The following is a 22,618-nucleotide window of genomic DNA, read 5'->3' on the forward strand; positions in this document are numbered from 1 at the left end:
GATTTTGATCCGATTCATTGGAGCATGGATGGCGGTGGTCGCTGGATGGTCACGGAAAAGATCCGCCGCAACAACGTCAGCCTGATCTTAGAAATTGGCTCGTTTCTCGGAGGATCGATCCGTGATTGGTTGGCCGCATCATCGACCGTCAATGTGGTGGCGGTCGACCCTTGGCCTGCATCCTGGGATCTGAAGACTTACGCGATTGAAAACAACCAAAGCGAAATGGTTGCAAATCAGCTGGGACGTGAGAACGGATTCTATCAAACCTTCCTCACCAACTTGTGGGACAACCAAGACCGCGTGATTCCTGTCAAAGAATACTCGCCCGCGATCCTCTACGAGCTGTCGGCAATGGGTCTAAAGCCCGACCTTATTTACTTGGACTCGGACAAGGTCGGCAGTGAAATCGAACTTTGCCATGAACTGTTCCCCAATGCCATTATGACCGGCGACGATTGGTGCTGGACCAATGAACAAGGTGAATGTGCCATTCGCAAACCCGTTTACGATTTCTGCGAAAAGCACTCTCGCTTTCTAAAGGTCGAACGGGCTACTTGGATTATCGATAACGAACCCCCTTCCCTCGCATTCCAAATCCGCTCGTTTCGCCGAGCGTTGAAAGCAAAATGGCGGGAGCGACGTTATGCGAAGCGAGAACTTGCGGAGAAGCAAAATGCAGCGTAATCAAAATCCTCGGCTGGCATGCCATAGCGACATCAATCCAAAGCTTTCTTGGTCCAATCGGCTGGCGGCGTTAAAGCATCGGTTGCAAGGCAGACCCAATGTTCGGCCGATCGGTCCGTACCCGAGTTCGATCGTGGATAGCCAAGGCTGTGAGTTTGGTTATGAAATGTTTTACCACGTTCCCTACGCCTACCATCTCGCAAAAGTCGGATGCCTGCAGCGAACGGTCAGCTGTAGTGGGACAAAGTGTTTCTATTTCTTCTCGCCCGATCATCGCGAGGTCTACGATCGACGCCAGTTCGTAAAGCACCTCGATTCGATCGATCAACGGCCTCACGAGAGCCCCGATGCAAACCGTTGGGATCCGCCCAACTTTGCAGCACATTACGGCAACAAAATCGACTTGCATTTTCCCAAACCGCTGTTGTTGATCTTTAACAAATACAACGTCGAGTGGGATCATCCGCCGATCAACTTTTTGTCCACTGCGTTCTTGGACCGCGTCGTGCAGAAGACCCAAGATCGGTTTAGCCTCGTCTACCTTCGTCCCACGTCGCACATTGTGCACGACCACATGCCTGTGGGGAATTTAAATGAGAAAGAACGACTGCGTGAACAAGGTGTGATACTCGGCGAAGATCTGTACGAGGATTATCAGCATCTGTCGTTTAACGAATTCCAGTTGTGTTTGCTTTCGCAATCACAGCACCGGATCGCAGTCCAGGGTGGTGCCGCCTACCTGAACGCTCTATTCCCCGGACAAATGATGCTGCTGCATCGTTACGGGGGTGAGCAGCTGCACGGTAACTATATCGATTTCAACAGGATGGGCGTGACCGAATTGACCGTCCATAACAACGAATTTGATATGTTGGACCGGCTCGATCAGTTCAATCACTCACTCCGCCACGTCGCCTGAGTGCGACGCCCTGTGTTCAAGCACAGCCCTGTGTTTAGGCACACAGCCCTGTGTTTAGGCACACAGCCAATCGGCAAAGCACTGCAAGTGAAAAACTGCCGGCAACAGGTCATCGTCGGCGGCAGGTCATGGTGGATGGCAAGATCCGTCACCACGGATCGTAATGCCGCCTCGTTATGCCGCGCGGCGAACGAGCGGATTGTATTGGCGGGCGAACTGCACGACGTGACGAAACCGTAGTTTACCGCGACTAAACATCATCCGATCCGTTGCCAAATCTTTTTCGACCGATCGGCAAACAGATTTCGGATGCTCGAGCGTTTGGAATTCATACGTTGGTAAATTCTCAAACGGACTCGAGTGGGACGTGTGAGTCGCGTCTTCGCCGAAACCAATATTCGACACCAAGTTCTTTGTCGGTAAAACGCTCAAGCCATGGTTCATCCAACAGGCCAACAACCAAGTGAAATCCCAGGTGTCGATTTCTCCCGCGTGAACGCGATTGAAAGTTCGCGTCCAATAATCTCGTTCGCTCAACGAGTGACAAAACGTCTGCAAACCATCGCGGTCGCGAAAATCGGGCCATGCATCGAGAGTCCCTGCGTAATGCTGCCAGGCCCGGCGCCACGTGGCCCAGCCCCAACAGTGCAAGTATTTCGAGAAGTAATATGAATCCGCCGGGTCGTGCCCGGCTTGAAAATTGTCGCCGCTGATCGCCATTACACGTGTGTCATCTTGATAGCGATCGAGCAGTTCGTGGCAAAAGCGAAAGAAGGTTTGGTTGGGGACGCAGTCGTCTTCCAAGATGATCGCTTGTTCTGCCTGCTGAAACACCGCCGTGATCCCACTGCTAACGCGTTGGGCGCAGCCCAAATTGGTGTCCGAATAGATACGTGTTATTTCGCAAGGCCAATCAACGTTTTCTGCAATTTGCCGCGACTGGGCCACCAATTCAGCCTCACCCTTTCGCTCACGTCGGGGACCATCGCTGATGATGAACAAGTTCTTCGGACGAGCCTTTCGAATGGCCTCAAACGATTGCCGCGTCTGCGCAGGACGGTTGAATACGATAAAGGCGACCGGTGTATCGAGCATGGCGATGACGGGTTGGGCGATGACGGACGGAGTGATTGCGGACTGGACGGAAATGACCTGCTTGGAAACGATCGTCGTGGTTGCTGCAGACCAGTATTACATTCGGCAGAAGCCGCCCCTTACCATCACTACATCTCGCCAATGCGGCACGATCCGAACCACCGTTAAAGTGGAGATGCTTGCAAACAAATTTTTGATTTCGTTGTGTTAACGACAACCTACGCTTCATGCAGGAGGCTTTCCTGCAATGACATCTCGGTCATCGAAACAAAACAACGACAATGAACGCGGCAAGCTTTTTGGTTTGTGGATTGAAAACCGAATGGTTCAGGTCGCGATCGCCACTCCGATTGATGGGGAACGGTATCGGCTGGAAATTGATGCCATTGGCTGCCCCATCGCCAACGGATGGTTAACCGCATCGCATGCTTCGGCCTTCGCCGCTGCAATCGCAACGCTGGTGGACCGTCACGACATGCGTCGAGGAACGGTTTGTTTGTCGTTGGATGGTGACATTTGTGTCAACCGAATCACGCTAGGGACCCCCGAGACGGTCGACCACGAATTGTCGACACTGCAGCATCGGGTGCCTCGCTACCTGCAATTGGGACCGGGCGAGAAAGTCACCGGATTGCTGCGGACTCGCATCGATGGTCAATCGGATTACGCCGCCACCAGCGTCGCCAATCAATCGGTGATGCGAATGATTTACGACACGTTGCGAGAGAGCGATATCGAGGTCGCGTGGGCGGAACCCTCGCTGATCAGCATGGCACGGTTGATCGGGTACACCAGTACCGATTCCGCGCATCCATTACTGATCGCCGACGGCACAGGAACTCGCTGGAATGTGGGGATCATTCACGAAGGGAGGCTGATTCTGGATTACCGTCCGGCTACGGCCAAAACGGTCGAAGCCCTACAAGCCACGTTGGATGGCCATATTTCACGCCTGCAACGATTCTGTCATCGCCATTTGGGGATCGACGGCGGAGGCCTCAAAAAACTATTGATTTGCGGCACCGCTGAAAAAGTAGAAGACGCCGCAGCACGCTTTCAACGCAGTCCCGAATTTGACGAAGTCATCCTCCGCGTGCCCCCCAGCCCGCAACTTTACGATATCAGTAACGTCGATTGCGATTCGCACTGTGTTCCTGCCGTCGCTTCGGTCTTGCCGCTGATGCTTGGCGTGACGGCCGAGGAAGTCCCCGATCTGCTGCGTGATGTCCGCCGCGCCCCCGAACTTTCGTTGCCCGCTCAGCTCCTTCGCGTCGCGTGGCCGGCATTCTTAGCGGCCCTGTTGCTGATGCTCAGTTTCACGTTGGTCCATCGTGCTCGCCAGCACGCTTCGCATCTAAAACACGGAACCGAGCAAGTCCAGGTTCAAGTGATCGCCACCCAAACACGGATGACCGAACTCGCGCGTCAACGAGAATTGCTTGAACATTTCAAAACGATTGAACGTCAATCTGCCGAAGTCGATTGGATTGCGCAACTGGAACGGATTACGCAAAGTTTGCCGGACTTGGCGAAACTGAATGAATATCGCGTCGAGTCGGGATCGCACATTCGGCTCGAAGGCACGGTGCTCGATGAACGCGTCGTTTACGAAATCCTCGAACAACTGCGACAGTTGCCAGAAGTGAGCGAAGTGGCGCTCCATTCCACCACGCCGGAGGCCAATTCGGAAGCGACTCGATTCTCGATTCGCTTGTCCATGACCCCACGTCATCCCCTCTCTGTCGAGCCATCACAACATGAATAACCTGAATAGCCGGGCAACCCGAGCAATCGTCGCGAGCCTAAGTTTGCTTGCGATCATCGCGATAGGTATTCCATGGGTCGATGAATACTTTCGGCTGCAGAGTGAAGCACGCGAACTTCGTGCAATGGATGGTCAGTTCACATTGGTGCAAAACAATCAAAAACGTTTGCGTGAACTTGAAAATCACATTAACACCGACTTGGTCTCTCATCAGAATCGTTCGATCGATCCAGACAAGAGCCAACAGGTTCGCAGCAGCTTAATTGCGATCATTCGCGATGCAGGAGGACGACTGCGAAGTCTGGAAATTAGCAAGGGGCGTGTCCGACCGTGGGCCATCGAAAATGATGATCCTCGCGAAGAATCACCGCCCCAATACAGTGACGAATCGGATTACATTTTGCACACTCATGAAATTGAGTTGCGAATTGATGGATCTCTCGAAACCGTAACCAAAATCCTGCAAGGGATCGCCAAGCAGGGCTGGTATTTATCGACGAACAGCATGGTGATGATGCCCACGGAAGGGAATCTGCCGGTTGTCGCGTCAGAGTTGCGATTGATTGTTTTCGGGCTTAGCCCCAAACCAATCGAAGACGAAGACGAGTTCGCTCGTCACCCCCGGGGCATTCGGATGTTTTACTAGACCACGTTTCTTTGCCAACGTAATGCCGATCAGAACTAGCTGAATCAACACACTGCCATGGATGGCACAATGTCGAAAAATGATTCTATCGCCACACCTTCATGGCTGGCATCGAAGCATGGTCTATTTAGACGACTTGCAGCAACTCTGTTTGTAGCCAGCTGCGGTATGTCAATCGCCGTGAGCGAAGAGACAACCGCCCCGATTGGCGATTTCACCGCAAGCGGCAAGGCGACGAATCTAAGTGTTGCCGACGTCCCCGATCTGATTCCGATTCCCGGCAGCGGTCACCCCGTAATCCTCAAGCCCGAGGGCCGAGTGTTGACGGCGGCCAATGCCCCCGAAGTCTTGTTCACCGCGGAAAGTGTGAAAGAGCCAGCGACTGCGGGACCGCATCACGGCGTTGCTCCGAGCGAGCAGAAAAAAAGATCAGATTCCAACAGCATCGCCGAACAGTTGGACCAAAAAGGGAGCATCACATTTCGCAAAACGCCGCTCAATGAAGTGATCTTTTTGCTCAGCGACCTTTGGAAAGTCAATATTGTCGCGGCGGATACGATCAGTGGTGAGGTCAGCGGAACCTTTTACGAAACACCGCTACGCGAAGTCTTGTCCGCTGTACTGAATTCATCGGGCTACAGCTACCGACAAACCGGCAGCAGTTTGGTGGTGTTGCCAATCGATCAAGTGGGATCCAGCAACCCCGATTTTGTTTCGCGATTGATTGCAGTACCGGCAAACGCTGGCGATCTCGATGCTACGATCGATGCGGTGCAGCTGTTGCTTAGCGAGCGAGGTCAGATCCGCAAGATTGGAAACGGATCGATCTTGATCGTCGACCGTCCCGAACGCGTCGACAATGTGCAAGAGTTGATCTTGCGATTGTCACCCCAAGTCGCAGCGACGCTTCCGCCCGCTCAGCATCTACCATCACCCGATGCAGCGCAGACAACCACCGAAACGATTTTGACCAACGATGGTATCGCCTACTTTACGCCTCAATTCACCGAAGCGGAAGAGATGACCGAGTCACTGCAAGCGGTTCTCGGAGACACGATCACGGTGGCGACCTACGCAAAAGAAAATCGCATCATGATCCGAGGGACGCCAGATCAATTGCGGTTGGCGGCCCAAGCGATCGAGCAACTGGATATTCCTCGCCCCCAAGTTCGCATCACGGCATTGATCTATGATGTCAGTTTAAAAGAGGCAGAAGGATTGGGGGTGAATTGGTCCCATGGTCCCCATAGTCGATCGACAAGCTTGCTAAACCCAGGCACCGACGAAGAGATCAGCGTCTTTCGAAATGCGATCCAAGCGGGCACCGACTTGGGGCTAGGCAGTCCCACCTCGTCTCTGGGATTTCGTACCCTCAATAACTCTTACGATGCAAGCGTGGCCCTACAAGCACTCAGCGCCACATCCGAAGCCAAGATCCTTGCGGATCCAACCGTTACCGTAGGGGATCGCTGCCAAGCGTCGATCAAAATAGTCCAACGGTTACCGATCGTCACGTCGATCGTAACCAGCACCGGATCGATTCCCCAAGTCGAGTTCGAAGAAGCGGGCATCATCCTGAACGTCACCCCACGGATCAGCCAAGATGGGACGATTGAAATGCAGGTGCAACCGGAATACAGCGTCGTTGCGGAATACCGCAACGCATACCCGGTGATCGATAGTCGCAACGCCGAAACGACGGTTCGCGTTGGCAATGGACAACTGTTTGCGATGGGAGGACTTCGCCAAAAGAACATCACCGAAACGGTGCGGGGCGTGCCCTATTTGAAAGATGTCAAGTATATCGGTCGACTGTTTCGAAGCCAGAGCAGCGAAGTTCGTGAAAGTGAGTTGATCGTCTTTCTAAAGCCAGAGATCATTACCCCGTACGCCGCGGGAACGCTTCGAGAGAATCAAGCCGCCTGTGTGGCCAATGCTCAGTTGGACCAAATCCCGTATGCGAGCGTTTGTCCAAACACCCCGGATTGCCGAAATCCCGACTGCCCGAACCATCATCCTCGCGCTCGTGTGAACGGGGGTTCCGTTGAACTCGAGATGATCGGCGGTTGCGGCATCGGATGTCTCGAACCGATGAATCAATTTGACCCCGTGAGTCCATTCGATTCGATGATCGACGATTCCCAGGTCGAAGTTATCCTTCCCCCGCAATAGCGATCACGTGGACTCTTTACTTGACGCCGCTTAGGCAGCGCGGCGCTGTGGCACGTTTTCGGTTACGCTTTCGGTATCGGTATCGGTTACGACCGACTCGCGTCGCATTGGCAACACATCGACCGGCGGTGATGAAGGCGTCCACTGCATTCCCAGCATTCGTCCCAGTCGCGTGCGGCGAACGAGTCCCTCGTAGGTCAACAAGCTTAGCCCTACGCTGATACAGAATGCGGTTGCCATTTTGACCGCGGGTGCCGTCGCAGGCATCCACTGCTTGAGATCAAGATGGACCAATCCAAGGATTGGATGATGGACCAAGTAAATCCAGAACGACGCCGCCGCTAAGTATTGCAGCGGCAACGAAAGATGATTGATTTTTCGGCTCACGGCGATCGTCAAGAATGTCACTGCATAAGCCGCCAGCACCGTGACGACCGCGAGTCCCGATTGCGCTAATGCACTCTCGCCATACTGCAGATTCCAGCGGCCCAGTGAAACGGCCGTCACTAACAGCATCACGCTTGCAATTGCCAACGGTATAGTTCGGTTCTCAAAAAACGCCAATCGGGGATCCACTTTGCCGACCAACATCCCCGCGGCGAAAAACGTTCCACTGTAAACCCATTTACTGGCCACAGGAAGAAACGCGTGTTGAAATCCCCACACGACTTCCGGTGCGATCATCAGAGTGACGACGCCTGCTGCGGCTAACAATGTAACGGCGAGCGGCATACGTTGGGTGATTTTGGTTGTAAAATTTCGCAGCCTATCAAAACGAGCAAAAATGGCGGCAACGACAACGTACAAGAAAACGTATTGCAAGAACCATAAATGACTCAGGCCCCACAAATCACGATCCACAACTCCGTCAAACTTCAAACTCTTTAGCTTGACCGGTTCGACAATTCCCTCGACGACCCAACCTAGCACCCAAGTGTACAAGTCCATTGGCAACACCACACACACCGCAAAGGCAAGCGGCACCAACAATCGTTTCGCGCGACTGCGAACGAGCGGACCAATGCCACGGCACGACAAGGTTTGCCAGGCAAAATAGCCTGCTAAAACCAAGAACAAGGGCATGATAAAAACTTCGATGCCCCAGAACAGCCAATCCACCGATCGGCTAGCGGAATCGCGAACCGTCCACGCCAATCCAGGCATCGGATTTTGCAAATAGGGCACACAGGCATGCAGCAGCACCACCGCCAGCGCGGCGACACCGCGAACCGCATCGAACCCCAGCATCTTCCGTTTCGCCGCCGATTCTTTCGACGAATTTCCAGCGGAATTCCCTTCACCGCCGTGAGGGATGGATCGGGATGTTTGCCGAGAACGCGGTGTTGGGAATGCAATGGTCTTCATCGTGCATTGCAGATACCAAAACCCGCTCGGCGTCGGAAAGATCAAATCCTGCCGTTTATCTTGCCATCAAAACAGCGGATCTCTGGGAAACCGTGAGGTCCTGAAAAACCGAGAGGTCCTGGGAGAGCGAGAGGTCCTGGGAGAGCGAGGACCCTGGAAGCATTTGCGAGTTTTCATTGCTCGATTTTTCGAGTGCTTCGACAAAGGCTTTGGCGTCATTGAGTTCCTGTTGGCGAAACATCCGAATGTTCCCCAAATACCGTGATTCGATGCGGTTGAGTTTGCCGAGCTCTTCCCAACGCAAACCGTTGGCATAGTGCCATGCGACCGCTTGAGCCACTTTTTGCGACACGTTTTCAAGAGCCAGTTGCTGGCAAAGTTCGATCAATCTTTCGTCCTGCGTGTATTGCTCGATACGGATCATCTGGTATTTCACTTTGGCATTGGGCTCGGGTTTCCCCTGTTCCAAGCAAACCGTCGTGGCAACCAGCTTGCGAGTTTTCTGAGCCGCAATTCGCATGAATCCCATCCCAAAACCATCATTTTGCCGCGCGTTCCCGCCGCCGACATTGCCGAAATTGTTGCCAAAGGCATTTCCGCCCGGTTGGGCACCTTGCTGAAAACCTCCGCCCACGCTTTGATTGCCGCCGCTGTTCTGACCGCCTTGACCCTGCTGAGCTCCGAAGCCCGCTTGTTGTCCACCGAATCCAAATTGAGCTAACACAGGAACTGCGGCAATCGCATCTGGCAGTTCGAGATGCAGGACGTGATTGGTATTGTTTTCAATCAACACATTCGCGCGGTTTGCATCGAGTGCAATGAACTGGACAGAAACCTGTTTCGAATCGATCGCGTCAAACAACTCGACTGCAACCGTGGATTCGTCAGCGGAAACAAAATCGTTACTCGACAGCGAAACGGTCAACAGCAAAACAGCGACGGCCACAGCACCGCGACGAACTTGCAAACAACGCATTGGAATCCCTTATCATTGAGTTGGCGGAAAGGAGCCGATCGACATGAACCTTCATCTCGATCGATCCAGCAGCGTCGACTCAACAAGGCACAAACCATGCCAAGGCCATTTGCCCCATTTTTTACGCGAAATAGCAGCATCGCCCTCACGCAAAGTAAAACACGTGTGGCTTTTTGCAACACCCATCATGCGCACTTCGGTGGGACTCACGGAGTGGGTGATGGTGGTGATTCAGGTGATTGCGGAGCTTGCCAAGGGATGCTTCCGCCCTGTTGAATCTGTGCCGCCAACCGCTGCTTGAGTTTCGCTACGACTTTAGGTTGCTTTGCGACTTGATTATTTGTCTCCTGCGGATCCGCTTCGAGGTCATACAGTTCCAGCGGAGAAAACGGATCGTTCTGCATCAATTTCCATCGTCCCTGGATCACCGCGTGGTAGGCGTGCCCCACATAGCGGCCACCTCCTTCACGGCGAACAAAATAGAGCTCGCGTGCAGACAGCTGTGAACCGAGCGTGGGCGAGTTGCCTTCGAGCAGATCTTTTAAACCGACCGCGTCGATCTCGCTAGGCTGCTGCACGCCGGCGTATTGCAAAAACGTCGCCCCAACATCAAACGTCATCACCGGTTGGTCACTCTTGCTTCCCGCTGGAATTTTACCAGGGTAACGCACCCATGCAGGAACACGTAAGCCGCCGTCGTAATGACTCTGTTTTCCATCACGCCAAGGATCGTTGTTTTGAGCATGCGGCAATGAACCGCCATTGTCCGACGTGAAAGCGATCACGGTGTTTTCACGCAGCCCGAGCTCGTCAATGCGTTTGAGCAATTTGCCCACTTGGTCATCCAAGTGCTCGACAAACGCGACGTTGAGCGCCCGTTTAGGCTCGAGCTGTGGAGACCGCTTTTGCACGCGAGCGAGCCATTGCTCAGGCGGCTGGATCGGAAAATGAGGCGCGTTGTAGGCGAGGTAAAGAAAAAATGGCGATTCGGTGGATGCGGCTTGCGCGGTGATATAGTCGTCGGCCCACTGCGTAAACAAATCCGTCGCATGTCCTTCGGGATCAATCTGCTTGTCATTGTGTCGCATATAGTTGTGCCCTTGACGACGATGCGTGTAGTAATCGTCCATCATGTCGCCGAGAAATCCATGAAACTGGTCAAACCCTCGTTCGCATGGGGTGTTGGGTGACGCCAACCCAAGATGCCATTTCCCAACAATGCCAGTTTGATACCCCGCACGACTCAGCCGGTTGGCCAATGTCGGTACATCGGTTCGCAGGTATCCCCACGAATTGTGGGCGTGGGTCCGGATGACTCCGGGGACTCCGGCGCGATCGGGATACATTCCGGTCATGATTGCAGCGCGCGTCGGCGAACACACGGTGCAATTGGCCCGCATCCGAGTCAACATCATGCCTTCGGCAGCAAACTTGTCCAAGTGAGGCGTTTGCACATCGGTCGCTCCATTGCAGGAAACGTCACCGTAACCGAGATCGTCAGCAAGGATTAGAATCAGATTGGGACGTGATCGCGGATCCGCAATCGCAAAGCGAGAGGTCTCGGCTTGCTGGGCAACGGAAGAGGCAGCCGTGACGGTGACCACGCACCCCATCACGATCAATAACAAGGAAAACCGCCAACCACATTGGATACGGCGCGAGGGACCGGATGCTACCTTTTGCGCAAGCCAAACCATGTGGATCTCTTTTCAAACATCAGCGGGGGGAAGCGACTAGCGGTCTGCCCGATGCAGAGGCTAAATCGGGGGCCCCCAGTCTGCTCGCTGTGGATTGCCAAGTCAATTCCTACTGCCGATCCTTTGCAAATCCAGATCCTTGTCCTGATCGCAAAAAAAAACGATCGAGGGCAACCTGGGTCACCCTCGATCGTCTCGTTCATTCGATCAAGAATCGCAGCAAACGAAACTACAGATTCAAGATAATTTCATTTGCTCCGCTATCCACCTTTGCGGTCAACCCTTCGACTCGCTTTGGCGATCCGTCTTTGGCTTGCGATCGACCTTTCGGAGTCATTCCAATGGGTTGCAGCGTTCCTTCGGCCATTTCCTCGGTCGACGTCGTCAGCGTGACGACCTCCGGTGTCGGTGGACTGGGCTCGCCAGCAACGTGACCGCCAATGACGGTTACTTTGTGGTCTCCGATTGCCGCTCCTGGATCCCCCGTCGAGTAATACAAGGTGAAGCTACCGGTTTCATCGGTTTCGCCATACGAAGCAGCGCCGTTGATCGTCGGATAAAATTCCACTTGGGCGTTGACGAAAGGTTTCCCTTCCTTCATTAGCTTGCCGCTGACCTCGGCCAACGAAGGCTTGTCACTGCGGCCACATCCGAGTGTGCCGATCAGCAAGGACATGGCTAGACCCAGCGTGAGTTTCGAGACGTGATTCATGTTCATGGATTCGATTTTCAATATTTCGTGAGGCTTCTCAATTGACGTTGTAGGGGAAAGAACAAGGCTTAGAATTCTTCGTTCAACACGGTGCGGTCTTGGCGATCCGCCAACAGTGCGTAAATATCGAAGCGGATGTTTTCGCTGATAAACCGTACGCTGCCATCGGCGAGCACAAATTGGGCTCCCCCACCATGAGTCGAGTTGAACACGGTATGTCGGCCAGGACGGCCGTACCAATACGGGCCGATGCCGTGAGGCGAGTAGCGGCTGGTGGACGAATAATTGATTCCGACTCGCGTCGAGGCAATGTTCATCCAATAAGCTTCGGATTCATTGTGGTTGGCGCCACCGCCACCGGACCAAGCTCCGCCGTACCAATTCCCAGCACGTTGGTCATAGTAGTTGAAAGTCCCATCGGTGTTGCGAATGCGAATTTCCGCAGATTGTTCACCAATCGCAAGCGTGTTGCTGGTTCCATCCAAGATGGATGCAAAACGTACTGGTTGGTTGTAATAGTTATCCATCGCCACGATCACGCCGTTGTGATCGGTCATGCCGTGGTAACCGTTCCAAGTGGAGAAGTTTGTGTTGTTGTTACTGAACCGGCCTGCAACACCGACATAGTTCGAAATTTGAACTTCAAGTTGATCGGGAGCTCCGAGAGCTTTTGTATCCGCACTTGCGTTGTCAACACGGGTCGTGGGAAGGGCACTCGAAGGACAATTGAACCCAGGGACCACCAGACCGTCAAACGTTTGCCAGTTTCGATTCACGCCGGGGTCGCGAGACGCCCAATCCGTTCCCGAAAACGTCGACGCTTCAAAGGCGGCATTCTGCTCGATGAAGGGCAAAATACGAACCAACCACGAGGCGGGACGATCATTGGTTGCCGTCACGGGAAGAACGGCTGGTGGCATCGAGCGGTAGGTGTCGTGGTACATATGAAGCGCCAAACCAAGCTGCTTCAAATTGTTCGAGCACGACATGCGGCGAGCCGCTTCGCGGGCGGATTGCACCGCGGGCAACAAAAGCCCCACTAATACACCAATGATCGCAATGACCACCAATAGCTCGACCAGTGTAAAACCGCTGCGTTCCTTTGTACGCGCTGATCGGGCGTACTGGATTCTGGAAATTGACATGCAATAATTTTCCTAATGCTTCAACCTTGATGTTAAACCGAAACATCACCCCTTTGCTCAGGGATGAAATTCGCACGCTTGACCTCTTCCGCAATCCGAATGCCTGGAATTTAACTCAACCGACAACTAGCCCCCACCTGACAGCGGGCCCCCCGATCCTAATGGGGAATAGTTTCGCTCTGACGGTTCTTCTCGCTCGATTGCTGTCCCCTTACCAGCTTGTCTTTTTTTCCAAATTTCTAACAATTCGCTTTTTTGGCTAACCCCTTACCACCAGTAAGCTTTGGGGACGCCCCCAAGTGCACGCGTCTTAGGCAAACGGGTGCTAACTTGTTATGCATGACGGCCACTGCGAACGGATAACGGGCTACAAAAGGATGTCGCCCCAACGAGAACCCGCACGTTCGGCCGATTGAGAGGATACATCGGCAACTACGGGGGAATCGCCCTTGGAAGAGGGTCCGGTGACAAGGTTCGGTGTGTTCGCGTGCCACCGGGTTCGGAATCACGAAACAGGAACGGCACAAAAAAACCCCCTACATCTCAAGCGGATGCAGAGGGTCGTGGGCAGCAGAGGATTACCGAGGCCACGAAAACCGGCCAACGTCTATTTGACCTGCATGAGATTAAACCGAGAGAGTTGCTCTCGCTCTTCTTTCGTAAATGCCATTTCCACGTAGTGGATCGATTGGAGCCCCTTCATTTCGGCCATGGCATCGACGACACGTGCGCGATACGCGTCAGAGAAGAAAATACTGTCGCCATCCTGAGCATTTCCGTACCACCCGATCCACAAATCCGTCACGGAGTCAAAATACTTCAGCGACGACAAATTGTCCGGCTTGATGGTCGAATTGACGATCCTCAGATCACGTACCTTTAAATCTTCGATCGGCTTGAGCGTGCTGATCGCGGTTCCGCTTAGATTTAACGAGTCCAAATCATGAAAATTACGCCCCAGGATTTCCAGCGTGGAATCGTCGGCGTGCCCCCCTCCCACGAGCCGTGTTGATTCGGGCGACAGATCAATCCGACGAATTCCCGGCAGCGCCGCTGCGAGCCGGAGGTTGCGATTGAGTTCTTGTGACGAGCGGACGGCTGGAAATGAGATCGAAGGAAATGAGGGCAGATCAGCATCGACGATTCGAGTCGGCGTTCCCGAGATGGCGACGTTGGATACTAATAATTGACGCCAGACATCGGTGATGGTTTGATGATGTTGATTTCGTTTCAGCGTGCTGCTGATCTCGCGGCTAGCTCCATAGACAACATAGGCCATCAACAGCACGCCAAACGCTGCTAAAAAGGTAGTCAACCATTCGGGTCGATTTGACCAGCGAAACGGAGAGCGATAGGGAATCGCAGGCGGTTCCTTTCTTCGTTTGGTCGGGGGTTCCATCGTGATCGATGGCATCGGCAAATCGGGCGCGGCGTTGGAATGCCGAGACGATATGTCGGCAAGCCGCGGATCTCTTTTGGCCTTCACGGTAAATATCACTCCAAAATAGATAAACAAAAAAAGGAGAGGACGACTTCTAAATTAGCACAACGTCTAATACATATCCCACGAAAAAACATGAAGATTTACACTCTATTAACAACAACCACGGCTCAAAACCCCAGCGGGGACAAAGCCCCCCCAGCGATAGAAAAAGGTCTCTTTTCGGACCTCCGAAGGTTAGCACGTGGCGGCGGCTGAATCGCTATATGGCTGTCCCCCGATCGACTTCGGAACCCAATGCTGCTGGTTGCTAACGTTGCCAAACCATCGGAAAGACTCGGGAATTTTGCTAATTTGTTTGTTTTTCTCAATGCCGAGTTAAGGACGCCGAGGTTTCGCGTCGTGTGAAACGCTGGTTGTCCCTTCCTGAAATTGCGGCTTCCCCGAGTCTTCTTGTTTCCTAATCCCTGGTCCCGCCTTACTGTTTTGCGACCGCACTTCTATTTATGTCTGACCCTAAATTGATCCAAGAAGTTTTAGCTCGTCATTTCGGCTACTCCTCGTTTCGCCCATCGCAGCAGGCCGTGATCGAGCACGTCTTGGCGGGGAAGCATGCGATGGTTGTGATGCCGACAGGGATGGGGAAATCGTTGTGTTACCAGATTCCGGCGCTGACGATGCCCGCAGACGGCCACAACATTGTCTTGGTCCTGTCCCCTTTGGTCGCATTGATGCACGACCAAGTCAGTGACTTGAGATCGCGTGGCATCGATGCGGCTTACATCAATTCATCGCTGGACCGCCAGACTCGGGAAACCCGCTATAACGAAGTCGCTTCCGGAAAGTACCGGCTGCTGTACGTGACTCCGGAGCGATTTCGAAAAGAGGATTTTCGGAGGATCATTGCGAAACGCGACGTCATGTTGCTGGCGATTGACGAAGCCCACTGTGTGAGCCAATGGGGACACGATTTTCGCCCCGACTATTCACGGGTCGGCGAGATCCGCGAACAATTGGGCTTTCCCACCACGATTGCATTGACAGCGACTGCAACGGAGGAATGTCGCCTTGACATATATGCACAGTTGGGAATTCCGGCGGACCAGATCCAATTGTTTTATCAAGGCATCGACCGTCCCAACCTGCGACTCGACGTCGAACATGTGATGGGAGATCAAGAAAAACTTGATGCCATCAAGCGGTTGCTTCATGATGACGTTTATCGCGGCGGCAGCGTAGTGATCTATTTTTCATTAATCAAAACATTGACGCGGTTTAGCGACGTTTTGCTTAGCCAAGGAGTTGATCACGAGTGCTATCACGGCGACTTGTCGAGCCAAAAACGTCGTCATGTGCATAACCGATTTTTGAGTGGCGAAACCGATGTGGTGCTGGCAACCAACGCATTCGGAATGGGGATCGACAAAGCCAATATCCGTGTGTTGATTCATGCGGAAACCCCAGGTTCGATTGAATCGTATTACCAAGAAGTGGGGCGGGCCGGTCGCGATCATCAGCCGAGCCGATGTGTGTGGTTGTATGACCAGAGCGATCTGATGACACAAATGCAATTCATCGAATGGTCCAATCCCGACTCGGATTTCTACGGACGATTACTGACGATGCTGGTCGAACACAACGAGTCGTGTCGCAGCTTTGGGATCGACTGGATGAACGAGCGGCTTCAGCGTGTCAGTCGCCACGATCACCGCATTGCCACGGCGTTTGCGATGCTCGATCGAGCCGGAGTCATCGCAGGCCCCCATCCGCCGCACTGCTTCGAGGTGTTGACACCGATTCCCGAACATTTCCGCAATCAAGAGGCGTTAGCGGAAAAGAAACGACGCGATCAGCAACGTTTATACGCCATGGTGCAGTTTGCCGGAGAAGAAAACGACCGAAAGGCATTTCTACAACATTACTTTGAAGGGGACGCAAAACATTAAATGCGGCGTTGCAGCGATCGTATCGCTGCAATGCAGACGCTCGGGCGCCCCACTCACTCTCGCGTACCGTTGTCACTAGGATTGGACCAAGTCGCCCGCTTTGGTTTTGCATTGCAGAGGACCGGAAAATCAGTATTGTTTGGTAATCAACCATCTCGGTTGGCAAGCGTTTATCCAATCCGCTACTCGTCTAACCTTTCCCTCGTCTAACCTTTCGCTCGTCTAACCTTTCGCTCGTCTAACCTTTCGCTCGTCTAACCTTTCGCTCGTCTAACCTTTCCCTCGCCTAAACCGTCTCGTTCTAAAATCCTCGTCACCCCATCGCATTTTGATGACCGCACCTACTGACGATTTTCCCTTGGCCGGACGTCTTGCGTCGATTGATTTTGGCAGCGTGCGAATTGGGATTGCGATTTGTGATCCCGACCGGATTTTGGCGAGCCCGCTCGAGGTCCGCGCCGCAGAACACTGGAAACAGGATGGGGCCTATTACTGCGAGTTAACAAAGTCGGAGCGTATCTCCGCTTTTGTCGTCGGGCTCCCCATTCACTTGGATGGCGGGGAAAGTGAAAAGAGCATTCAAGCCCGCGAATTTGCTCGCTGGCTCGCAAAGACAACCGGCAAACCGGTGCGTTTGTTTGATGAGCGATTTACCACGGCCGACGCTAACAATCGCATGCGGGCCGCAGGCTACAGTCGTCAAGGCAAAAAGAAACGGATCGATGCCGTTGCCGCCTTGGTGATCCTCGAATCGTTCATCGAAGCATGTCGCTATCGAGGTGAGATTGTGGGCGAACCGTCAAGCGAAGAGATCCCCACCGAGGGAGAGTCGATTGACTAAGCTGTTTGCCAACTCAGTCTATGCTGGCCCATTCAGATGCTGGCCCATTCAGATGTTAGCCCCGTCATCAAACTAGGCTCAGCCCTCTGCTGATCCGGTCGGCGATCAGCCCGAGCCTCAGTCGCCCGATTTCAAGCGGCGTCACCAGCCGACAACGCCACCATCAAGTCGAGGAAGCGTTCGTTGGCATCACGTCGACGACGGACGCGTTCAGAAATGCTCCAGCCCGAACGAATGGCGAGCACACGGCGAGAAATCTCAGCGTCTGAGACGTATACCTCTGTACGATTCTTGTTCGATGTTCCAGCAGTCGTTACGGGGGTCACGCTCTTCTCACAAGTCATTGTCGACATGGTTGAATCCTTCCAAAGTAAGTCAAAGTGGTTAAGGGACGCTTCCATAAACCCGCGTTAGCGCCCCGGGTGCGTTGTAACTTTAATGATTAAGCAGCTTCACAAGCCGACAAAGCGTCGATCAAATCGAGGAACCGCTTGTCCGCTTCACGTCGACGACGGACTCGCTCGGCAATACTCCAACCTGAGCGAATCGCAACGACTCGGCGAGAAATCTCAGCATCGGAAAGCCGAATCTCATTTTGAGTCGATTGAGTTGAATTAGAGACAGTCTCGGGGCGAGTCGCGGTCAACATTGATGAATCCCTCCAGGAAAGTAAACGCTTAGGCTTTATTCAGGCATCAGTTTCATTTGTTTCGCCACATCGGCTGACATCGCCGAGGACGAAACAGGAGAGAAGCAAGTGGGATGCCAATTCAATGCGATAGAGCGACAAAAAGAAGAGGAAGTTCACTCCCCGGGGTGATTTCGCATCACAACGTAGCGAAAAACACCGCAAAACAGCCTGTTTTTATTTCCAAGCCGATTTCCAAGAAAATCAGTCGCCCCAGACGGACTGCTCAAACGTTGGTAAGTTTTTCAACGATCTAGTCGGAATTACCATCACAATGCAATCCGACGCGGGGCTGCCAACAATTGCATGCAAGACGGAATTCCAGTTCTCGCGGCTGCATTGCCCTTGCAAATCGACGTACTGCAGCCGTTCGTTGGCGTCGTAGAGCATCCCCTCGATTTGCTGGCCCTGAGCTGCGGACCAGACGAACGAGCCATCCAGTTCGAAATAAAGCCGCGGCAATAATTGCAACCGCGTGGACGCTTCTTCAAAACGGGCTTGCAGCGCCCCTTGCTCGGGCCCATACAGATAGATGTGAAATCGTTGGATCGCAGTCGTCATGGTGTAATGGTCAAATTGGCGGGCGGTTAGTAGCGGGAAATTCAGAAACGGGAAATTCAGAAACGGGGGACAAAGAAGTGGGGCGGATACGTTTTGCCTGCAGAGTGGGCACTCTGACACCGTTTAGTCAATTTACCCCAGGCGGGACATTCTGCCCCGTGTCCATTTAGTAATGAGGGCAGTGAGATCGTGGCAAAAGGCAAATGGCAGAAATAGGCGGTGCTGCCCGTTCCCATCGAAGGGGCCCATCTCCATCGAAGGGGCCCATCGAAGGGGTCGCCGCTCCGATTTGCAACCGCGCTGATTTACTACCGATTCCGGCCCCCCCAGCGTGCGTTTTTCGTCACGAATCGTCCTTAAATACCATGCTTTCACCTTTACGGTCGTGGTGGAATGAAAGCGTACGCAGTCGCGTGAAGAAAGGGAGTCAGGGGGGCTTTGAACGCGGAATAAACGGCAGGCGGCATGATCTTTGCGTGTTATCCAAACATCAACAAAACGGTTAGAGGAGACTGTCAAAAGCGGCAGAACAAGGCGTCAAAGCAAGGGTGCCCCATAAATCGTCCACGTAATCGAGTTTGCTTGAAATCGACAGGTCAGGACGCGGGGGGCGTGGCGAAACGTCGAACCCGCGGGAACTTTCGAGTCTCTTGATGCGTAAATAGAGTGAGCGGAACAGGGTCTCTCGAACACGATTTCTCTAAACGTTAGTCATCGCTTGTTGATATTCATTGCTTAATTCATTGCGTGCGTCGCTCGGGTGGATTCACTAGCGTCCTTGAAATGGTGAGTGCGTGAACACAAATCTTGCTGAGAAAGTCCGATAGAGCCCTTCCACTTGGAAGGTTCGCCATGTTCGCTTTCTCATTTTACATAAAAGGAATAGGAAATGGTTTCTCTCAATTCGAATTCCGAACACACGGCGTTACGCGGCGGTTTCGATTCTCCGGCGTTGCGACAGGATGACAGTCCGTTGCGAAGTCAGGACGAACTGTCGGATTCGCTAGGGATGTACCTGAAACAGATGGGCCGCACGTCGCTGTTGTCAGCAGAGCAAGAATTGGCTCTGGCAGTGCAGATGGATGATGCCCGTACCCTATTTCGACACGATTTGCTTCGCGTTCGTTTTATTGCCGAGGATGCCGTCGCAGCGCTTCGCGAGATCGTGACGGGAGACGCGCGGGCGGATCGTAGCCTCAGTTACGCCGTCACCGACGAGAAGGTCAAGCACCGCATTCTAAGCCGGTTAGAGCCCAACGTCCGTACGCTCGAGTCGCTGCTTGCGTTGAACAACCGCGATTATGAAGCGATTCGTGATCGTCAACTAACGTTGGCGCAGCGAAGCGAAGCTCGCAGTCGCTATCTGCGTCGGCGGGAATCGATCGTCACCCTCATCGAAGAACTGGGACTACGACTGCCGGCGATCGAGCAGCACTATGAGAATCTGCAGTGGATGAATCATCGGCTTGGTGTACTTCGCCAGCGTTGTGCCGATTTAACACTCGAAGAACATGCCGAGTACGAAACCATTTTGCGACGGACTCAACATTCCAGTTGCGGTCTGGATCGTCGTGTCCAAGAACTCGAGCGTGCCTATTCGCTTTACACCTCGACAAAGCAAAAATTGGTCGAGGCCAATCTACGCTTGGTCGTTTCGATCGCCAAAAAGTATCGCGGCCGTGGCTTAGCATTCCTTGATTTGATTCAAGAGGGCAACTCGGGATTGATGCGTGCTGTCGAGAAGTTCGAAGCGAGCAAAGGCTTTAAACTTTCGACCTATGCAACGTGGTGGATTCGCCAAGCGATCGGTCGCGCCGTCGCTGAGCAAAGTCGCACCATTCGCATCCCCGTGCATGTCGTCGGTGAGATGAATGAATTACAGCGAACGATTAGCGATCTGTATCAGCAACTCAGCCATCGCCCCACGCATCGTGAAGTGGCCGATACCGCGGGGCTGAGCGACGAGCGGTTGGTCGTACTCGAACGTTCGTTGAGCACCAGCTACAGCTTGGACAACAGTTCCGCAGGAGAGGTCCCCACGAACCTGCGTGACATTTTGCAGGAAGAAGAGACCGCGCCGTTGGGTACCGAAGTGGATGCGAATTCGTTAAGCCATCGCTTGGAATCGTTGCTCGATCAACTCGATGAACGAGAGCAGGCAATTGTGCGGATGCGATTCGGTTTCGACGACTACTCGCCCCAAACGCTTTCAGAAGTGGCGAAGGTGTTTAACATCAGCCGAGAACGCGTGCGACAAATCGAACGACGCGCGTTGCGAAAACTGCAACAGCATGACGAGATCAATAGCCTAGTAGGTTTTCTCGACTAAACCCTCTTTTGGAAGAAACCGGTCGACGCGTGACACAACGTTCAATTTGAGAGCGGGCGGCTCTTTGTCGTACCGCAAATAAACCCGTCTCGTATCAAATTCAATGGCGTTGGGCTCGCGCCGCGAGCGTCACCAGAATCACTGGCACGGGCTCCGTCGTGACGGGCTAAAGAGCTGCAACCATAGATTGCCCACACAGATTTCCTGCTCTTCCTGCAACCTTCACAAATCACCCAACGGACTAGACTCGACACCCCACAAGGGGACACCCCGCGTTCGTCCGGATCAGCGATTCTTGGATCTTGCGGATGAATTTGCTGTAGTCCTAGTGCATTGAAAGCAAACTTTCTTATCATCTACCGTTCGGTCGAGACGGAGTCTGATGAAAGGACGGCGAGGCAGTTGCCGGATTCATTGGGGGCCTTGCCCCACCCTCGCATCAGGATAACGAACCGCCTGCACTTGCATATTTCGTGAAGACGTAGGTTTCTTGTCGTTCGCTAATGAAGGCTCTCCCAATTGTCAAAATTTGCGGAAATCCGCCAACTCCCCCCCCGAGAAATCAAGCTAGACTTAATTTGGTACCTTGGCTGATTGTATGAAGTTTCCTCCGGTGAATGCGAAATATTTTTTGTGGGATTGAAACGATTGGGGGCGTAGCATCTCGTTCACATCGTCTGTCGCAATCTCACCCACACGTGACCCTGCAAGCCACACGTGACCCTCTAAGCAATGAGTTGAATTGAATTCTTTATGAGCAGTCCATTTAGCTCGATCAATTGGGCAGACATCTTCCGAATGGAAGTTGGGCTGGGAGTGACGATTGTCACAAAAGATGGGCGGGTTGCGTACAGCAATGAGTCCGCTCGTTCGTTGTTTGGTGTCACCCCCGCAAAGTTGGGCACCTATCGCCACTTGAGTGCGGTGTTTCACCCCGAGTTTGTGCGGGAACGCATGGCTTGGATCGAACAGGTCATCGAGGACGGCAAGCCATTACGAGCAAGGCACATCTACAACGGCCACCAAATGGTCTCGACGTTTTACCCTATCAGCGATGGTGGCGAACTGCTCCGAAGCATGGACGCAACCAAGCAAGACGACGCTGCGGTCAACCCGAATGAGAACCAGTCAGCTCCTGGCGACGGGCCAAATGCTGGTGACGGGCCAAATGCTGGTGACGGGCCAAATGCTGGTGACGGGCCAAATGTTGGTGACGGGCCAAATGCTGGTGACGGGCCAAATGTTGGTGACGGGCCTGGTGGGGCACAATACGTTTTGATTCTCTCGCGTCGTGATCCGCTTGATTCCACCGAAGACATCGCGACGGTGACAAGTCAATACGTTGACCTCGGCTGCCTGTCGGCATTAAGCAATCGCGAACTGGAAATCTTCATTCTATTAGGGCATGGAAAGAGCGTTCCGGAGGTAGCCAAAATGCTGCACCGTAGTCCGCGTACCGTCGAGCGGCACAAGACGGAAATCGGCCGCAAGCTTGGCTATTCAACGCTGGCGGAAATTGCCCGGGCCGTAGGGCACCTTGGCCTCACCTACGACCACTTGCAGCTCGAACGCTTTCACGCCTTGGCCAAAGATGCCAAGGGAGTCGAAGACAAGACACAATCGTAAGCCGAGC

Annotated in this window: 19 protein-coding genes; 9 read left to right on the forward strand and 10 right to left on the reverse strand. The window is 53.4% G+C overall.

Features of this window, described 5'->3' with window-relative positions; genetic code table 11:
• Both ABX962_RS04660 and ABX962_RS04665 read left to right on the forward strand, forming a co-directional pair.
• Nucleotides 1-687: hypothetical protein (locus ABX962_RS04660; RefSeq protein WP_372717081.1), on the forward strand; the 687-nt coding region annotated here is incomplete at its 5' end.
• The gene (locus ABX962_RS04665; protein WP_372717083.1) at nt 677-1,606 is read left to right on the forward strand and encodes a hypothetical protein; all 930 of its coding nucleotides are present in this window, start codon (nt 677-679) and stop codon (nt 1,604-1,606) included. The genes ABX962_RS04660 and ABX962_RS04665, both read left to right, overlap by 11 nt.
• Nucleotides 1,607-1,780: 174 nt before the next feature.
• Here ABX962_RS04665 and ABX962_RS04670 read toward each other — a convergent pair whose 3' ends face one another.
• Nucleotides 1,781-2,701, reverse strand: a complete 921-nt coding sequence (locus ABX962_RS04670; protein ID WP_372717085.1) for a glycosyltransferase family 2 protein — start codon at nt 2,699-2,701, stop codon at nt 1,781-1,783.
• A 247-nt stretch (nt 2,702-2,948) separates the two neighbouring features.
• On the opposite strand from ABX962_RS04670, the gene ABX962_RS04675 reads away from it, so the two are divergent.
• The 3 genes from ABX962_RS04675 to ABX962_RS04685 all read left to right on the forward strand — a co-directional run bounded on the left by ABX962_RS04675 (nt 2,949) and on the right by ABX962_RS04685 (nt 7,284).
• Nucleotides 2,949-4,466: a PilN domain-containing protein gene (locus ABX962_RS04675; protein ID WP_372717087.1), complete on the forward strand. Its 1,518-nt coding sequence runs from the start codon at nt 2,949-2,951 to the stop codon at nt 4,464-4,466.
• Entirely contained in the window at nt 4,459-5,112 is a 654-nt protein-coding gene (locus ABX962_RS04680; protein ID WP_372717089.1) for a hypothetical protein, read from the forward strand. Before ABX962_RS04675 ends, ABX962_RS04680 begins: the two co-directional genes overlap by 8 nt.
• Before the next feature lie 168 nt (nt 5,113-5,280).
• On the forward strand, nt 5,281-7,284 hold the full coding sequence (locus ABX962_RS04685) for a type II secretion system protein GspD (protein WP_372717091.1): 2,004 nt from the start codon (nt 5,281-5,283) through the stop codon (nt 7,282-7,284).
• Nucleotides 7,285-7,314: 30 nt separating this feature from the next.
• On the opposite strand, the gene ABX962_RS04690 is transcribed toward ABX962_RS04685, so the two are convergent.
• The 6 genes from ABX962_RS04690 to ABX962_RS04715 form a co-directional block, all read right to left on the reverse strand.
• A complete protein-coding gene (locus tag ABX962_RS04690; RefSeq protein WP_372717093.1) occupies nt 7,315-8,649 on the reverse strand; it encodes an acyltransferase in 1,335 nt (444 codons plus the stop codon).
• 55 nt (nt 8,650-8,704) lie between these two features.
• The gene (locus tag ABX962_RS04695) at nt 8,705-9,625 is read right to left on the reverse strand and encodes a hypothetical protein (protein ID WP_372717095.1); all 921 of its coding nucleotides are present in this window, start codon (nt 9,623-9,625) and stop codon (nt 8,705-8,707) included.
• A 206-nt stretch (nt 9,626-9,831) separates the two neighbouring features.
• Nucleotides 9,832-11,322 (reverse strand): sulfatase, encoded by a 1,491-nt coding sequence (locus ABX962_RS04700; RefSeq protein ID WP_372717096.1) that lies wholly within the window; start codon nt 11,320-11,322, stop codon nt 9,832-9,834.
• Nucleotides 11,323-11,551: 229 nt separating this feature from the next.
• Entirely contained in the window at nt 11,552-11,998 is a 447-nt protein-coding gene (locus ABX962_RS04705) for a hypothetical protein (RefSeq protein ID WP_372717098.1), read from the reverse strand.
• A 104-nt stretch (nt 11,999-12,102) separates the two neighbouring features.
• Nucleotides 12,103-13,179 carry a DUF1559 domain-containing protein gene (locus tag ABX962_RS04710; RefSeq protein ID WP_372717100.1) on the reverse strand — a complete coding sequence of 359 codons (1,077 nt, stop codon included), beginning with the start codon at nt 13,177-13,179 and terminating at the stop codon, nt 12,103-12,105.
• 607 nt (nt 13,180-13,786) lie between these two features.
• Nucleotides 13,787-14,665: a hypothetical protein gene (locus ABX962_RS04715; RefSeq protein WP_372717101.1), complete on the reverse strand. Its 879-nt coding sequence runs from the start codon at nt 14,663-14,665 to the stop codon at nt 13,787-13,789.
• A 461-nt stretch (nt 14,666-15,126) separates the two neighbouring features.
• Between ABX962_RS04715 and ABX962_RS04720 the strand changes: the two genes are divergently transcribed.
• Nucleotides 15,127-16,566 (forward strand): ATP-dependent DNA helicase RecQ, encoded by a 1,440-nt coding sequence (locus ABX962_RS04720; RefSeq protein ID WP_372717103.1) that lies wholly within the window; start codon nt 15,127-15,129, stop codon nt 16,564-16,566.
• Between the two features lie 331 nt (nt 16,567-16,897).
• Complete coding sequence (gene ruvX, locus ABX962_RS04725) at nt 16,898-17,407, forward strand: Holliday junction resolvase RuvX (RefSeq protein WP_372717105.1); 510 nt, start codon at nt 16,898-16,900, stop codon at nt 17,405-17,407.
• 131 nt (nt 17,408-17,538) lie between these two features.
• Here the strand turns inward: ruvX and ABX962_RS04730 are convergent, their stop codons facing one another.
• The 3 genes from ABX962_RS04730 to ABX962_RS04740 form a co-directional block, all read right to left on the reverse strand.
• Nucleotides 17,539-17,760 (reverse strand): hypothetical protein, encoded by a 222-nt coding sequence (locus ABX962_RS04730; RefSeq protein WP_372717107.1) that lies wholly within the window; start codon nt 17,758-17,760, stop codon nt 17,539-17,541.
• An 89-nt stretch (nt 17,761-17,849) separates the two neighbouring features.
• Complete coding sequence (locus ABX962_RS04735) at nt 17,850-18,056, reverse strand: hypothetical protein (RefSeq protein WP_339936167.1); 207 nt, start codon at nt 18,054-18,056, stop codon at nt 17,850-17,852.
• A gap of 243 nt (nt 18,057-18,299) precedes the next feature.
• Nucleotides 18,300-18,656, reverse strand: coding sequence for a hypothetical protein (locus ABX962_RS04740; protein ID WP_372717109.1), 357 nt, complete (start codon nt 18,654-18,656; stop codon nt 18,300-18,302).
• 889 nt (nt 18,657-19,545) lie between these two features.
• Between ABX962_RS04740 and ABX962_RS04745 the strand changes: the two genes are divergently transcribed.
• The gene (locus ABX962_RS04745) at nt 19,546-20,985 is read left to right on the forward strand and encodes an RNA polymerase sigma factor RpoD/SigA (protein ID WP_372717111.1); all 1,440 of its coding nucleotides are present in this window, start codon (nt 19,546-19,548) and stop codon (nt 20,983-20,985) included.
• A 753-nt stretch (nt 20,986-21,738) separates the two neighbouring features.
• Nucleotides 21,739-22,611: a LuxR C-terminal-related transcriptional regulator gene (locus ABX962_RS04750; RefSeq protein ID WP_372717113.1), complete on the forward strand. Its 873-nt coding sequence runs from the start codon at nt 21,739-21,741 to the stop codon at nt 22,609-22,611.
• The last annotated feature ends 7 nt before the right edge of the window (nt 22,612-22,618 follow it).

It is taken from the genome of Novipirellula sp. (assembly GCF_041583735.1).
GTDB lineage: Bacteria > Planctomycetota > Planctomycetia > Pirellulales > Pirellulaceae > Novipirellula.

What these genes read in the sequence shown, in the direction of transcription:
- ABX962_RS04665 (WP_372717083.1), top strand. Translation starts at nt 677, where the DNA reads ATGCAGCGTAATCAAAATCCTCGGCTGGCATGCCATAGCGACATCAAT.
- ABX962_RS04670 (WP_372717085.1), bottom strand. Translation starts at nt 2,701, where the DNA reads ATGCTCGATACACCGGTCGCCTTTATCGTATTCAACCGTCCTGCGCAG.
- ABX962_RS04675 (WP_372717087.1), top strand. Translation starts at nt 2,949, where the DNA reads ATGACATCTCGGTCATCGAAACAAAACAACGACAATGAACGCGGCAAG.
- ABX962_RS04680 (WP_372717089.1), top strand. Translation starts at nt 4,459, where the DNA reads ATGAATAACCTGAATAGCCGGGCAACCCGAGCAATCGTCGCGAGCCTA.
- ABX962_RS04685 (WP_372717091.1), top strand. Translation starts at nt 5,281, where the DNA reads ATGTCAATCGCCGTGAGCGAAGAGACAACCGCCCCGATTGGCGATTTC.
- ABX962_RS04690 (WP_372717093.1), bottom strand. Translation starts at nt 8,649, where the DNA reads ATGAAGACCATTGCATTCCCAACACCGCGTTCTCGGCAAACATCCCGA.
- ABX962_RS04695 (WP_372717095.1), bottom strand. Translation starts at nt 9,625, where the DNA reads ATGCGTTGTTTGCAAGTTCGTCGCGGTGCTGTGGCCGTCGCTGTTTTG.
- ABX962_RS04700 (WP_372717096.1), bottom strand. Translation starts at nt 11,322, where the DNA reads ATGGTTTGGCTTGCGCAAAAGGTAGCATCCGGTCCCTCGCGCCGTATC.
- ABX962_RS04705 (WP_372717098.1), bottom strand. Translation starts at nt 11,998, where the DNA reads ATGTCCTTGCTGATCGGCACACTCGGATGTGGCCGCAGTGACAAGCCT.
- ABX962_RS04710 (WP_372717100.1), bottom strand. Translation starts at nt 13,179, where the DNA reads ATGTCAATTTCCAGAATCCAGTACGCCCGATCAGCGCGTACAAAGGAA.
- ABX962_RS04720 (WP_372717103.1), top strand. Translation starts at nt 15,127, where the DNA reads ATGTCTGACCCTAAATTGATCCAAGAAGTTTTAGCTCGTCATTTCGGC.
- ruvX (WP_372717105.1), top strand. Translation starts at nt 16,898, where the DNA reads ATGACCGCACCTACTGACGATTTTCCCTTGGCCGGACGTCTTGCGTCG.
- ABX962_RS04730 (WP_372717107.1), bottom strand. Translation starts at nt 17,760, where the DNA reads ATGTCGACAATGACTTGTGAGAAGAGCGTGACCCCCGTAACGACTGCT.
- ABX962_RS04735 (WP_339936167.1), bottom strand. Translation starts at nt 18,056, where the DNA reads ATGTTGACCGCGACTCGCCCCGAGACTGTCTCTAATTCAACTCAATCG.
- ABX962_RS04740 (WP_372717109.1), bottom strand. Translation starts at nt 18,656, where the DNA reads ATGACGACTGCGATCCAACGATTTCACATCTATCTGTATGGGCCCGAG.
- ABX962_RS04745 (WP_372717111.1), top strand. Translation starts at nt 19,546, where the DNA reads ATGGTTTCTCTCAATTCGAATTCCGAACACACGGCGTTACGCGGCGGT.
- ABX962_RS04750 (WP_372717113.1), top strand. Translation starts at nt 21,739, where the DNA reads ATGAGCAGTCCATTTAGCTCGATCAATTGGGCAGACATCTTCCGAATG.